General features: G+C 71.5%; 14 protein-coding genes. 7 read left to right on the top strand and 7 right to left on the bottom strand.

Annotated elements, in window-relative coordinates; translation table 11 throughout:
• The first annotated feature begins 157 nt into the window (after positions 1 to 157).
• The gene (locus tag ACFY1P_RS04850) at positions 158 to 532 is read left to right on the top strand and encodes a hypothetical protein (protein WP_361529007.1); all 375 of its coding nucleotides are present in this window, start codon (positions 158 to 160) and stop codon (positions 530 to 532) included.
• A 240-nt stretch (positions 533 to 772) separates the two neighbouring features.
• Positions 773 to 3,442, top strand: coding sequence for a glycosyl hydrolase (locus tag ACFY1P_RS04845; RefSeq protein WP_390749710.1), 2,670 nt, complete (start codon positions 773 to 775; stop codon positions 3,440 to 3,442).
• 74 nt (positions 3,443 to 3,516) lie between these two features.
• Here the strand turns inward: ACFY1P_RS04845 and ACFY1P_RS04840 are convergent, their stop codons facing one another.
• The 5 genes from ACFY1P_RS04840 to ACFY1P_RS04820 all read right to left on the bottom strand — a co-directional run bounded on the left by ACFY1P_RS04840 (position 3,517) and on the right by ACFY1P_RS04820 (position 6,582).
• The gene (locus tag ACFY1P_RS04840; RefSeq protein ID WP_390749709.1) at positions 3,517 to 3,924 is read right to left on the bottom strand and encodes a tautomerase family protein; all 408 of its coding nucleotides are present in this window, start codon (positions 3,922 to 3,924) and stop codon (positions 3,517 to 3,519) included.
• A 63-nt stretch (positions 3,925 to 3,987) separates the two neighbouring features.
• Positions 3,988 to 4,761, bottom strand: coding sequence for an SDR family oxidoreductase (locus ACFY1P_RS04835; protein ID WP_390749708.1), 774 nt, complete (start codon positions 4,759 to 4,761; stop codon positions 3,988 to 3,990).
• Between the two features lie 98 nt (positions 4,762 to 4,859).
• Positions 4,860 to 5,447: a hypothetical protein gene (locus ACFY1P_RS04830; protein ID WP_390749707.1), complete on the bottom strand. Its 588-nt coding sequence runs from the start codon at positions 5,445 to 5,447 to the stop codon at positions 4,860 to 4,862.
• A 200-nt stretch (positions 5,448 to 5,647) separates the two neighbouring features.
• Positions 5,648 to 5,872: a DUF6458 family protein gene (locus ACFY1P_RS04825; RefSeq protein WP_361528992.1), complete on the bottom strand. Its 225-nt coding sequence runs from the start codon at positions 5,870 to 5,872 to the stop codon at positions 5,648 to 5,650.
• 122 nt (positions 5,873 to 5,994) lie between these two features.
• On the bottom strand, positions 5,995 to 6,582 hold the full coding sequence (locus ACFY1P_RS04820; protein ID WP_390749706.1) for a TetR family transcriptional regulator: 588 nt from the start codon (positions 6,580 to 6,582) through the stop codon (positions 5,995 to 5,997).
• Positions 6,583 to 6,663: 81 nt separating this feature from the next.
• Here ACFY1P_RS04820 and ACFY1P_RS04815 point away from each other — a divergent pair, with 81 nt between their 5' ends.
• Entirely contained in the window at positions 6,664 to 7,488 is an 825-nt protein-coding gene (locus ACFY1P_RS04815; RefSeq protein ID WP_390749705.1) for a class I SAM-dependent methyltransferase, read from the top strand.
• A 19-nt stretch (positions 7,489 to 7,507) separates the two neighbouring features.
• On the opposite strand, the gene ACFY1P_RS04810 is transcribed toward ACFY1P_RS04815, so the two are convergent.
• Positions 7,508 to 8,383: an NAD(P)H-binding protein gene (locus ACFY1P_RS04810; RefSeq protein WP_390749704.1), complete on the bottom strand. Its 876-nt coding sequence runs from the start codon at positions 8,381 to 8,383 to the stop codon at positions 7,508 to 7,510.
• 129 nt (positions 8,384 to 8,512) lie between these two features.
• Between ACFY1P_RS04810 and ACFY1P_RS04805 the strand changes: the two genes are divergently transcribed.
• The gene (locus tag ACFY1P_RS04805; protein WP_390749703.1) at positions 8,513 to 9,361 is read left to right on the top strand and encodes a hypothetical protein; all 849 of its coding nucleotides are present in this window, start codon (positions 8,513 to 8,515) and stop codon (positions 9,359 to 9,361) included.
• A gap of 107 nt (positions 9,362 to 9,468) precedes the next feature.
• Positions 9,469 to 10,005: a hypothetical protein gene (locus tag ACFY1P_RS04800; protein WP_361528977.1), complete on the top strand. Its 537-nt coding sequence runs from the start codon at positions 9,469 to 9,471 to the stop codon at positions 10,003 to 10,005.
• Between the two features lie 86 nt (positions 10,006 to 10,091).
• Here the strand turns inward: ACFY1P_RS04800 and ACFY1P_RS04795 are convergent, their stop codons facing one another.
• Positions 10,092 to 10,505: an organic hydroperoxide resistance protein gene (locus ACFY1P_RS04795; RefSeq protein WP_361528974.1), complete on the bottom strand. Its 414-nt coding sequence runs from the start codon at positions 10,503 to 10,505 to the stop codon at positions 10,092 to 10,094.
• 118 nt (positions 10,506 to 10,623) lie between these two features.
• Between ACFY1P_RS04795 and ACFY1P_RS04790 the strand changes: the two genes are divergently transcribed.
• Both ACFY1P_RS04790 and ACFY1P_RS04785 read left to right on the top strand, forming a co-directional pair.
• Entirely contained in the window at positions 10,624 to 11,103 is a 480-nt protein-coding gene (locus ACFY1P_RS04790; RefSeq protein WP_361528972.1) for a MarR family transcriptional regulator, read from the top strand.
• A 160-nt stretch (positions 11,104 to 11,263) separates the two neighbouring features.
• Positions 11,264 to 12,526: an MFS transporter gene (locus ACFY1P_RS04785; protein ID WP_361528969.1), complete on the top strand. Its 1,263-nt coding sequence runs from the start codon at positions 11,264 to 11,266 to the stop codon at positions 12,524 to 12,526.
• Positions 12,527 to 12,593 lie beyond the last annotated feature (67 nt).

Here is a 12,593-nt window from a genome sequence, read left to right as displayed (position 1 = left end):
CGCGATTGCCCGGCGTCTACCACGGCGAGCACAGATTGAGGAGCGTTCGAGACAGAGGTAATCTGCGCCCGGCGGCTCATGTGCGCACTGCCCAACACCCCCCCGTTCCGGGGCGGGCTCGACCCGGCGGGCGGTCCGGCGAATAGAATCGGCTCTCATGTCGAACCCTGACGAGCTGCTCGTCGACATCGCCACCCTCGTGGAGTCCGAGCGCAGCAATCAGATGTCCCTGACCGTGGTCACCTCCGGCGCTGTCATCACCGGACGGCTGGCCCCCGAGGCCGTGTGGAGGGAACGCGTGTCGGAGGTCCTGACGGACTCGGCCCACCTCGGCCCGTTCTCCGGCATCTTCACCACCGGACGGGCGGCGAACCGGTCCGGCCCGGACGAGGGGCCCACGCATCTGCACTTCCACGTCGCCCGGATCCTCCAGGGCAGCATCGGGATCCCCGAAACGGGCGGGATGTACCGCGTCGCGATCAAGGACGTCAGCGCCTGGACCGTCGGCGACTTCAGCTACTCCGACCACTGAGGCCGCTCCGCCGACCGAGCCGAGGCTCTGGCGCGCCCCCGGCGTGACCGGGAACTCCTCGGCTCGGGGCGGCCGTTCCCCGGCAGGACGACAGGCGTAGCCGTCCGTACCCGCGAGCCGGCCGGAATGGCAAACTCCCTCCCATCTTTCCCCGCTTCACCTTCCGTTCTGTCGCGAGCACGCCAAGCTCTCCCCGCGTCGGGCCGCATCCGGCGCGCCCGATCGTAGGGAGGAGAGCACATGATGCCCCCACGGCACCGGCGGCGGTTCATGACCTGCGCCGTCGTCGCCACCGCCTTCGGACTCGCCGGCGCGCAGGCGTCCGCCGCGTCCGGTGACACCAGACCCCGGCCCTGGAACGCGCGCCATCAGGCAGACATCGGCCGTCAGCACGTCCGGTCCCTCGGCTCCGGCAAGTCCGCCCTGGTGGCACCGGGACGCGACGACGGCGGCTCCGACGAGGCGGAGAACTCCGCCGAGGGAACCGCCCAGTACACCGAGGCCCGTACCGCGCCCGGCGTGGTCGCGCCGGGCGCGTACGGAGCGGCCTGGTCCCAGCTGCAGTCGATGCGGCACACAGGCGGAGGCTGGGACCATGTCACCAAGAAGCCCTACAACTCCGACGATCCGCGCTACCGCGACATCAACTCCAACTCCAGCGGCGGCTCCGGGAACGTCACGGGCCGGATCACCGGAATCGCCGCCGACGACCAGGGATATGTGTACGCGGGCGGCGCGAACGGCGGGGTGTTCCGCTCGCGGACCGGCGGCGGACACTGGGAACCCATCGCCGACAAGCTGCCCTCGCTGTCGACCGGCACGCTCGCGCTCGACGGCTCCCGCCGGCTCTGGTACGCCACCGGTGAGTCCAACACCGGTGCGACCTCCTACGTCGGCACGGGCGTCTACGTCCTGGCCGACCCCCGGCACGGCCGGTTCCAGCCCGGCGGACGCGTGGGTGGCGCCGAACTGGAGAGCACGGTCGTCCACGCGCTGCGCTTCGCCGGCACCACGGTGTGGGCCGCGACCAGCCGTGGCGTGTGGACGCACTCCACCACGACGCTCTCGGGGCCGTGGAAGCTGGAGTTCGCGCCCAACCCCGACTATCTGCCGGGCGGTTCGAAGCAGGCCGACCCCAGCGCGCCGTACAAGAACATCGCCAACGACATCGCCGTGGACCCGAAGGCCCCGGACAGGGTGCTGCTGGCCGTCGGCTGGCGCGGCGGGGACACCTACAACGGCATGTACAGCAAGCAGGGCGGCAGCTGGAAGCGCGTGACCGGGATCGGTGACCTGCCGTCCACCAGCGAGGACGTCGGCAATGTGACCTTCGCGGCCGCCGCCGACGGGTCGCGGCTGTACGCGGTGGCCCAGTCTCCGGCGCAGATGGCGTCCAACCCGGACAGCGGTCTCAAAGGCGTGTACGTCTCCAAGGGCGGCTCGCCGCTCGGGCCGTGGACGCAGATCGCCGACTACACCAAGCTGCGCAACTCCGGATCGGCGCTCCAGAGCGCCGGCTACATGCCGGGCATCCAGTCCTGGTACAACCAGTTCCTCCAGGTCGACCCGGGCAACGCCGACCACGTCTACCTGGGTCTGGAAGAGGTCTTCGAGACCAAGAACGGCGGGGCGAGCTGGATCACCCCCGGCCCGTACTGGAACTTCCCCTTCCCCTGCTGGAGCGTCGACCCCGCGAAGCAGACCGGCGACTGCTCGCCGACCACGCACTCCGACCAGCACGCGGTCGCCGTCGGCACCTACAAGGGCAAGCCCTGGATGTATGTGGGCAACGACGGGGGCATCTACCGGCGCCCGCTGAGCGGCGCGGTCGACTCCGGCGGGCACGCCAAGGACTGGCAGTCGCTGAACGACGGCACCATCGACGTCCTTCAGTTCTACTCGGTCGGCGTCGGCAAGGACCGCAACCACGGCGGGGTCTCGGTCACCGGCGGTTTGCAGGACAACGGCCAGTCGATCCTGCGCGGCCATGACAAGGTCATGGGCTCGAACTTCGGCGGCGACGGCGGCGACACCCTCGCCGACCCGGGCAACGGCTGCGACATCGCCGCGGAATACGTCTACCTCGACATGTGGGTCACCCAGGACTGCGGCGAGAACAACGGCGCCTGGGCCACGGACCCGGCCAAGGCCACCGAATACGAAGTCGCGCCGCCGGACAAGGATCTGGGCGGCGCGGGCGCCCGCTTCATCGCACCGATCACCTCGGACGCCAAGGACATCAACACCTGGGTGGCGGGCGGCCGGCACGTGTGGGTGCAGAACAAGGGCTTCGCGATCCGCTCCGGCGCGGAGTGGAAGAACGCCTACGACCTCGGCGCCGGCCATGTGGCCACCGCCGTCGCCGCCTCGGGCGGCACCGTCTACGCCGGCTGGTGCGGCCCTTGCGACAGCCAGGGTTTCAGCCGCGGCATCGCCGTCGGCAAGGCCGATGGCACCGGCTGGCACCAACTCGGCCTTCCCGTCGAGGGCGCGCTCCCGAACCGCTACATCTCCGGCTTCGAGGTCGACCCGGCCGATGCGCAGCACGTGTACGTCGCCGTCAACGGCTTCTCCCGCAAGTGGACCGAAGGCCCGGGCGCGGGCTCCGGGCACGTCTTCGAGTCCCGTGACGGCGGAGGCAACTGGACGGACATCTCGGCGAACCTGCCCGACGTCCCCGCCGACACGGTCAAGCTCCTGCCGAACGGCGCCCTCGCCCTCGGCACGGACCTGGCCACCTTCTACCGCCCGCCCGGCGCGAGCGAGTGGCAGGTCCTCGGCACCGGCCTCCCCACCACCGCCGTCCTCCAGCTCAAGCTCGGCCCCGACAACCGTCTCTACGCTGCGACTCACGGCCGCGGCATCTGGTCCTTCGGCATACGACGACTCAAGGGCTCGACGAACGACTGAGCCGGCGACGCGAGGCGCGGGGAGTCTTCCTTCCCCGCGCCTCGCGAACGCGTGCGAGGACGGTGACCGCACCGTCAGGGCGACCGAGGCGCGTCCGACGCGGCCGCGTACTGCGCCACCCCTTCGCCCAGCGACCAGTCGACCGACTCGTTCTCCGTCACTGTGACGAACACGTTGCGCGGCTCGGTCCCCGCGTACGCGTGCGCGAGTTCCGCGATCCGCCGGTACAGCATCCGCTTCCGCTCGGGCGGGCGGCCGGAGCGCATGGTGATCGATATGTACACGATGCCGTCGTCGCGTTGCACGCCGAGGTAGTTGTCGTAGTGCAGCGTGCTGCTGATGCCGTCATGGCTGGTCAAGATCTGGAAGCGGTCGTCCGGTGGGAAGCCGATCGTCTCGACCAGGGCTTCGTGCACCGCGCGGCCCAGCGCTTCGAGTCTTTCGCGGTCGGCCCTCAGCGCGTCGACGCGGACGAGCGGCATCTCGGTGTGTCCTCTCCCTGAACTGCGTTGCATCTGAGCGTACATACTAGTAGGTACAGAAGCTCACCTCCCCGTTCGACCACGCGCGGCCAGGAATTCCTCGAAGGTGGCCGTGCCCACGGCCCGGTCCGGGGCGAGATTTCCTCCTGCCCGCAGGTTTCGGATGATCTTGCCCGGCAGCCGTACCGGCACGACGCGCTTCCGCAGCCCAGCAGCGCGGAGCGTGGCGGCCGCGAGGTCGCGGGCTTCCCGGATCTCGGGGCCCGCCATGTCGGGCACCCGTCCGGCCGGTGCCCCCTGGGCCAGTTCCGCCAGCCGGTCGGCGACTTCCGTCACCTCGATGGACTGGAAGCGCACCCCGCTCAACGTCAGCACCACCGGCAGCCGCCGCTGCACGGTGGTCAGCGTCGCCACCAGGTCGTGGAACTGGGTGGTGCGCAGAGTGGTCCACGGCAGCCCCGACTCCCGCACGATCCGCTCCGCTTCGAGCTTCGAGCGGTAGTAGGGGAGCGGGATCGTCTTGATCCCGACGATCGACACATAGACGAGGTGCGGAACCCCGGCCCGCCGCGCGGCGTCGGCGAGTTGCCTGGTCGCGGCCACGTCGTTGCGGGCATTGGTCGCGCAGTGCACCACCGCGCGCACATCGGCCAGGGCGGCGTCGAGGCCGGTCCCTTGGACGAGGTCGCAGACCGCCCACTCGTACGGCCGGTCGTCGTCGGCACGGCGCGGCCGACGGCTCATCACGCGTACGGGTACGCCGTCGGCGAGAAGCCGCGCCACGAGGGCGCGGCCGAGCGTGCCGGTGCCGCCGGTTACCAGGATCGGCCTGTCCATCGTCTTCCTACCTCCGAGGTCGTTCGTGCTGCCAGAGGTAAGGACGGCAGGGCGCTCCGGGATGTGACATGGCGTGCCGGCTCGTCAGTGCCGGCTCGTCAGAGCGGGAGGAAGGTGACCACCGCCGTGCCGTCGTTGTGGGCGATCTCGCCCCCGGTCAGGCAGAGCCTTCCACTGGTCAGCGAGGTGTAGACGTTGTTGCCGTTGAAGTGGTGGCCCTTGAACCACGTCCCGCCGGTGACGGTGCCGGTCCACTCGGCCACGCGTGTGCCGTCCTCGCGCGGCAGCGTGGAGACGGTGCCGGTCAGCACGCTTGTGCCGCCCTGATGCCGGCCCTCCGGGGTGGTCCAGTGGTCGGTCTCGGTGATCGAGGGTGTGACGACCTGGCCGGGGCTCGCCTGCAGGCATCCGGTGACGGACTTCACGGAGCCCTTGAAAGTGCCCTTCCAGGTGCGGGACTTGACCAGGGGCAGCTCGGAGCAGGAGTAGTCGCCCGACCAACTGGTCGTCGTCTCGCGCGGGGTGGCTCTGAGGGGTGGATCGAAGGTGTAGTGGATCCGCCCGACGCAGGTCCCGGTCAGCGGGCCCGGCGCCTCGCCACCGGCGGAGGCGGGCGCGGGAAGACCGAGCACCAGAAGGAGGGGCAGGATGCCGGCGGTGACCGGGAGGAGAGCGCGTTCACGCATACCGCAGTGGTCCTTTCGGGAAGGGACCTCGGTGTCGCTTGCCCTCACAGTCTTCACAAGGGCCACGGCTCTCACCCCCGGGCCGGGGCGGCGTGCGGATGGACCACCCGGCGCGCGAACGCGCGCCCGGCGCCGGTCCACCCCCTCGTGTCACCGCCGCGTGCGGAGCGAGCCCCGGTGTCCATCCGGTCGGGCGCCGCCTAGGGGACGTACCGGCGGTCCTCCTCGACGACCGGCGCGGCCGGGGGCGGCGGCTGCATCCTGCGGCGCTTGAAGATGCTCACGTAGGCGCTCAGGCCGATGATTCCCACCGCCATCAGGATCAGTCCCACCAGGGGGACGTTCATGCCGTCCACGTGCCAGTCGACCGCGAACGTGAGGATCGCGCCTGTCGCGATCAGACCTATGCACCATCCCATGCCCATGGTGAACGCCTCCCAACGTTATTGGTCGTGTCGGCGTGTCAAGGGGGCGGTTACCCCGGCCTGTGGCAGCCAATCGCTTTGTGCGCGCACCGCCTTGACGGCGAACCGGCGCGCGGCACCGGTTACCGCGCGACGCCGGCGAGGATCGCGGTCACCACTTCGCGGACGGCCGGGGCCTCCGGCGGGGTGCCCTTCCGGTCGGCGAACAGCAGGTGCCCGGCTCCGATCAGCGTGGGAGCGAGCGTGCCGACGTCGGCACCGGCGGCGATGCGGCCCAGCCCGCGCTCGGCTGTGAGGTACGAGGCGCACATGGCCGTGGCCTCGGCCAGGAGCGGAATGCCGGCCGGCGTGGTCCGGCGCAGCCGCGTACGCAGCTCGTCCCGGAAGGTGACGAGGGCGACGATCGCGACGGCGGCCGACCCGAAGAGCTCCGTGAGCGCGCCGGTGAGGTTGTCGGCGACCGTGCCGGTCCCGGCGGCGTCGCACAGGGCCTTGGCCTGGGCCTCGATCCGGGCGCCGCGGTCCAGGACGAGCTCGGCGAGAAAGTCGTCGAAGTCGGTGAAGTGCCGGTGCAGGACGCCTTTGGCGCAGCCCGCTTCCGTGGTGACCGCGCGGCTGGTCAACGCGCTCGGCCCGTCCTGGAGCAGGATGCGCTCGGCGGCGTCGAACAGCTGCCGGCGAGCGTCGCGCAGGACCACTCCGGTCGGCATGCGGTGTGTCCCCTCTTCCCTTGTCTTCCCTTGCGGAGCCCGCCCGTTGACGAGTGGGCGGGCGCCCAGCATAGTGGGCGCATGCCCACTGTGCCGCCGGAGCGACCGGATTCACCAGAGCTTCATCGGAACCGGCAGACGGCCGAGTCGTTCGGCTCGGACGCCGCACGCTACGACCGGGCCCGGCCGCGCTATCCCGCGGCGCTGGTGGACCGGATCGTCGCCGAGAGCCCCGGCCCGTACGTCCTCGACGTCGGCTGCGGAACCGGGACAGCCGCCCGGCAGTTCCAGGCGGCCGGTCGCACAGTGCTGGGGGTCGAGCCGGACGCGCGCATGGCCGGCCTGGCGCGACGGCTCGGGGTCGAGGCCGAGGTGGCGAGGTTCGAGGCCTGGGATCCGGCGGGCCGGGAATTCGACGTGGTGATCGCCGGTCAGGCGTGGCACTGGGTGGACCCGGTGGCCGGAGCGGCCAAGGCTGCGCAAGTCCTGCGTCCGGGTGGCCGGTTGGCGGCGTTCTGGAACGCCTTCCAGCTCCCCGAAGACATCGCGGATGCCTACACCACGGTCTGTCAACGCGTGATGCCCGACTCGCCGTTCGACTTCCGTGCGGTGACGAAGCGAGCCCTGGACGGCTATCAGGAGTTGTCCGCCAAGGCCGCCGACGGGATCCGGACGGCGGGCGGCTTCGGCGACCCGGAGCAGTGGCGGTTCGGCTGGGAGCGGTCGTACACCCGCGACGCGTGGCTGGACCAGCTGCCGACCCACGGCGCCCTCACCCAGCTCCCCGCCGAGCAACTGGACGAGGTGCTGGAGGGCGTGGGCGCCGCCGTCGACGCGGCCGGGGGCAGCTTCATGGTGCGTTACACGACGGTGGCGGTCACGGCGGTACGGGCCGGGGCCGCCTGACCGGGCCTGGCAGCCCGCCTCAAGTTGCCAGAAGGGGCCGGAGACGGGTGTGGGCCCAGGCGCTCAGAGGCGTGGGCGTCGTGGTGGTCATGTCACGGGGCTGCTCCGGCACGAGATCGCGCGATCCGGCGAGCATGCCGACGATGGCCTCCACCGCCTTCGGCGGCAGACCGGCCGACCGGAGTGTGGCCCGCACGTCGTCGTCGGTGACGGTCCGGAGGCTGACCCGGCGACCCAGTGCCTCGGCGAGGATCCCCGCGACCTGGGTGAACGTCAGGTCCTCCGGGCCGTGGACGGCCTGGACCACCCGGCCCTGCCACCTCTCGCAGAGCAGACGAGCCGCCACCACCTCGCCGATGTCGCGCGGATCGACCCACGGCATCGGCTGCTGGGGATCCGCCGCGGTCGTCAGCACCCCCTGGCGCAGCTCGTCCAGGCTGAGCAGGAGATTGGTGAAGAAGTAGCCGCACCGCAGATGGAGGACGTCCGCGCCGGTGGCATCGAAGAGCTCCTCGATCCGGGCCAGCCCGTCGATGTGGCCCACACCGTGCCGCTTCTCCGCCCCCACGCTGCTCAGGAACACGATCCGCGCCACGTCACCGGAGCGGGCGGCGTCGGCCAGAGGGGCCGCGGTGCGCCGCGACGTCCCGATCGGGTCCTCGGCCGTGTGAGGCGTGGGGTCGACCCAGAAGACGGTGCGCGCCCCGGCGGTCGCCTCGCGCACGAAGCCGGGGTCGGTGAGATCACCGCGCCGCGCGTCGACCCGGCCGCGGAGCTCCGCGTCCAGGCGCGCCGGGTCCCGCACGAGCACCCGGGGACGCACGCCTGCCTGGACCAGCAGCCGCACCACCCGAGATCCCACGTGTCCCGTAGGTGTCGTCACAACGATGGTCACCGTGAAGCTCCCTCCGGTCTGCCACAACCCTGAGGACTCATACCATCAGAACTGGGTAACGCCTCAACGTTCTCGAACGACTACCCAGATGTGCCGGGTGGGCCCTGGAGCCAGTGTGAGGGGTACTGCGTGTACGAGATCATCTCCGCCGGCTACGGGCGGCAGGAACTGCGCCTGCTGGGAGTCGGGCCGGGCGGGCCCGCCGATGTCGCCCGCGACCTGCGGCTGACCATGACGCTCGACGGTGACTTCACCGCCGCCTTCGCCGAAGGGGACAACGCGGACGTCCTGCCGACCCGCAGCATGACCAACGCGGCGGCCTGCTTCGTCCACGACCACGTGGACGCCGCCGTCGAGATCCTCGCCCCCGCCCTGGGCGCCCATCTGCTGCGGGCCTGCCCCGCTGCCTCCACCGCGAGCGTCACCGTCGCCGAGACGCCGTGGACCCGGTTGCCCGGCAGCCACCACACCTTCGCCTCCGGCCCCGGGGACCAGTGGCTGGCCGACGCCACCGTACGACGGGAACCGGCGGCCACCCGCGTCGTCAGCGGGATCACCGGCCTGCACCGGGCGGTGACCACCGGATCGGCTTTCACCGGCTTCCTCGTGGACGACTACACCGTGCCGCAGGCGGTGCACGCCGACGACCGCGTCCTCCACCTCTCCGGCGAGCTGCGCTGGGAGTACGACAGCCCTCCGCCGGACCACGACCGCTACCGGGCCGAGGTGCTGGGCGCGTTCACCGGCTCCACGCTCGACCAGCGCAGCCGCTCCTCCCAGCACGCCGCCTACCTCTCGGCCCGGGCCGTGCTCGATGCCTGTTCCCTCCTCGCAGGCGTCACCCTGCGCTTCACCCATCACGCCCACGCGCCTTTGGATCTCGCCCCGTTCGGCCGGGTGGGCCGGGGCCGTGTCTGCCTGAGCACCGACTCCTCCAGCGGGACCGGGAGCATCACGCTGCGGCGCGTTCCGGGCTGAAGGCGGCGCGCGGCGGCGTCCTCGCTTCCGCGTGCGCCCGTGGCTGGGCTTCACCTCTGTGGCACCAGGGGTAGACACCCGGCCACAGTCCGAGCGGAGGAGGAACCGTGCACCGTCCCCGAGGACCCGTACGCGCCTGGCCGCTGGCAGTGCTCACCGCGTGCTGCCTGGCCTGGTCCCCGACCGCGCAGGCACACGTGCGAGACGCCCCGGTCGGCTGTCTGGGCACCTACCGCACCACTTGGACTCCCGGGCTGTCCCTCGTGCCGCGCCCGACCCGGATCTCGTCCACGGAGAGCTACACCTGCTCGGACCCTTCCGGCCGGACCACCAAAGCCACGGGCCACTTCGACGGCACCCTCACCGCCTCCTGCCTCCAGGTGAACACGGAACTGCTCCGCGAGGTCGTCCGGTTCGACGACGGCCGCGAGTCCACGATCGAATACACCGCGAACCTCAGAACCCGCGCCGGTGCCGTCAGCCTGATGAAGCTGGAGGGCACGGTGGTCGCAGGCCGCGCCAAGGGCCACCACGCCCTGCGCACGGCGCAGTTGCTGCACCGCGACCTGCTGACGGCCTGCCTCACGCCCGACGGCATGCGCGAGGGTGTGGGCCTCGCGGAGCTCGTCATCGCCCCGGACTGACGCGGGCCGCCGCGTCCTCGAACGCCGGACAGGCCCGCGACGCACGCGCGTCAGCCGAAAGGGACCGGTCCGGCGCCTGAGAAGGCTTACTCCACGACGATCTCGACCGGGATGTTGCCGCGCGTCGCGTTGGAGTACGGGCACACCTGGTGGGCCTGGTCGACCAGCTTGCGGCCCGTCGCGGCGTCGACCGAGTCGGGGAGCTCCACGCGCAGCGTGACGGCCAGGCCGAAGCCCTCGCCCTGCTTGCCGATGCCCACCTCGCCGGTCACCGCGGCCTCGCTGACGTCGACCTTCGCCTGCCGGCCGACCAGGCCCAGGGCGCTCGCGAAGCAGGCGGCGTAACCGGCGGCGAACAGCTGCTCCGGGTTGGTGCCCTGGCCGCTGCCGCCCATCTCCGTCGGCAGGGCGAGCTGCACGTCGAGGTGGCCGTCGGAGCTGACGGCGCGGCCCTCGCGGCCGTGGGTGGCGGTGGCGACAGCGGTGTAGAGCGCGTCCATGGGAATCGTTCCTCTCAACGGTCATGCGGGACGGCACGGTCCGGCCGCCTCACCCCTTCAGTAGAGCACGCAATTAAGTTGTGCACAACTGAATGGCGCATCGGGTTATCCTGGCACCATGACCGCCACACCGGGCCCGTCGGACGGGGACTACCTCCGCCTCGACCAGCAGATCTGCTTCTCCCTGAACGCCGCCTCGCGCGCCTTCGGCAGCGTCTACCGCGTCCTCCTCAAGGACCTCGGGCTCACCTACCCCCAGTACCTGGTGATGCTCGTCCTCTGGGAACACGGCGAGCTGCCCGTGAAGAAGGTCGGCGAGCATCTGCGGCTCGACTCCGGGACGCTGTCGCCCCTGCTCAAGCGGCTGGAGGCGGCCGGTCTGGTGCGGCGTGAGCGCAGCTCCCACGACGAACGCTCGGTGCACGTCCGGCTCACCGGCGAAGGCACCGCCCTGCGGGAGCGCGCGCTGCTCGTACCGCGCCGGATCGCCGCCGCCACAGGCTTCGACCTCGACGAGATCCGCGACCTGCGCGCGCGCCTCGACCGGCTGACCGCCGCGCTGGACCGGACGGCTCTGGAGGACATACCGGACCTCTGAGCGGGCTCGACGGAGTCCGGGGCGGTTCCGTGGTGGTTCCGCCGGCCGATGGTGTGGCCCGTCACAGCCCTGGCCGATTGCCCGGCAGGCCCGCCGTTCGGTTTGATGTCACCGGTCGACGAGAGGTTGATCGTCCGCGACGGCGAGAGGCGTGCTGAGGGTGGGAGCGAGACGGTCGCTGGGGCGGCGGTTCCGGTGGCTGTGGACGGCCTACGTGGTCAGCACGTTCGGCACCTGGCTCGCGTTCGACGCGTTCCCCATGATCGCTGTCCTCGTGCTGCACGCCGGGCCCACGGAGGTGGCGACGCTGGCGGCCGCGGGACTCGCGGTAGGGGCGGTGGTGGCCGTGCCGCTCGGCCCGTGGGTGGAGTTCCGCCGCAAGCGGCCGGTGATGATCGCGACGGACCTGACCCGGTTCGCGGCGCTCGCGAGCATCCCCGCAGCCTTCGCGCTCGGCGGGCTCAGCTTCGCCCAGCTCCTCGTCGTGTCGGTCGCCGTCTCGGCAGCCGACATCACCTTCCGAGCGGCAAGCGGCGCACACCTGAAAGCACTTGTGCGGCCGGAGGACCTCCTCGTCGCGAACGGCCGGTTCGAGTCCACGACCTGGACCGCCTCCATGCTCGGACCGCCGCTCGGCGGGGCCGTGATCGGGCTGTTCGGCCCGGTGCTCACCGTCGCGGCCGACGCCGTCAGCTATCTGCTGTCGGCAGCGGGAATCCGCGCGATCGGCGGAAAGGAACCCCGGCCCGTACGAACCGGCCCGCCTTCACGGATCCGCGGCGGCGACCTGCTCGAAGGGTGGCGATACATCCTCACCCACCCGTCCCTGCGCCCGCTGTTCCTCAACACGATCCTGGTCAACGGCCTGATCATGGCCGTCTCGCCGCTGCTCGCCGTCCTCATGCTCGGCCGCCTCGGGTTCGCGCCCTGGCAGTACGGCCTGGCCTTCGCGGTGCCCTGCGTCGGCGGTCTCGTCGGCTCACGGCTGGCCCGCAGGCTCGTCGCCCGATACGGGCAGCGCAAGGTCATGCTCACCGCCGGGACGCTGCGCGCGTGCTGGTCGCTCGGGCTGGCCTTCATCGGCCCGGGCGTCGCCGGACTCGTGCTCGTCATGGCCGTCGAACTCGGGTTGATCACCTGCGCGGCCGTGTTCAACCCCGTGTCCGTCACCTACCGGCTGGAGTCGACGCCGGCGGACCGCATCACCCGCACCCTGTCCGCGTGGTCGGTCACCAGCAAGGCCACCACCGCGGCCATGACCGCCCTCTGGGGTCTGCTGGCCGCCGTCACCGGCCTCCGTACGGCGATCGCGGTCGCCGGTCTCCTGCTCCTGGCGACTCCGTTCCTGCTGCTCCGGCCCGGCCGCGCCGGCGCGAGCGAGATCCCGTCCGGAACCGCACCGCAAGGGGCCACCGCCTCTTGAGGGCCCGGCTCGGTGGTGCAGCGCACGGACGCCAGGCCCGAGGGGGACCCGTACCGCAGCATCTCCT

The sequence above is a fragment of the Streptomyces sp. NPDC001407 genome (genome assembly GCF_042895325.1).
In the GTDB taxonomy this organism is placed as follows: domain Bacteria; phylum Actinomycetota; class Actinomycetes; order Streptomycetales; family Streptomycetaceae; genus Streptomyces.
The sequence above is the reverse complement of the archived record's forward strand: the minus strand, read 5'-3'. Positions and strand labels throughout refer to the sequence as shown.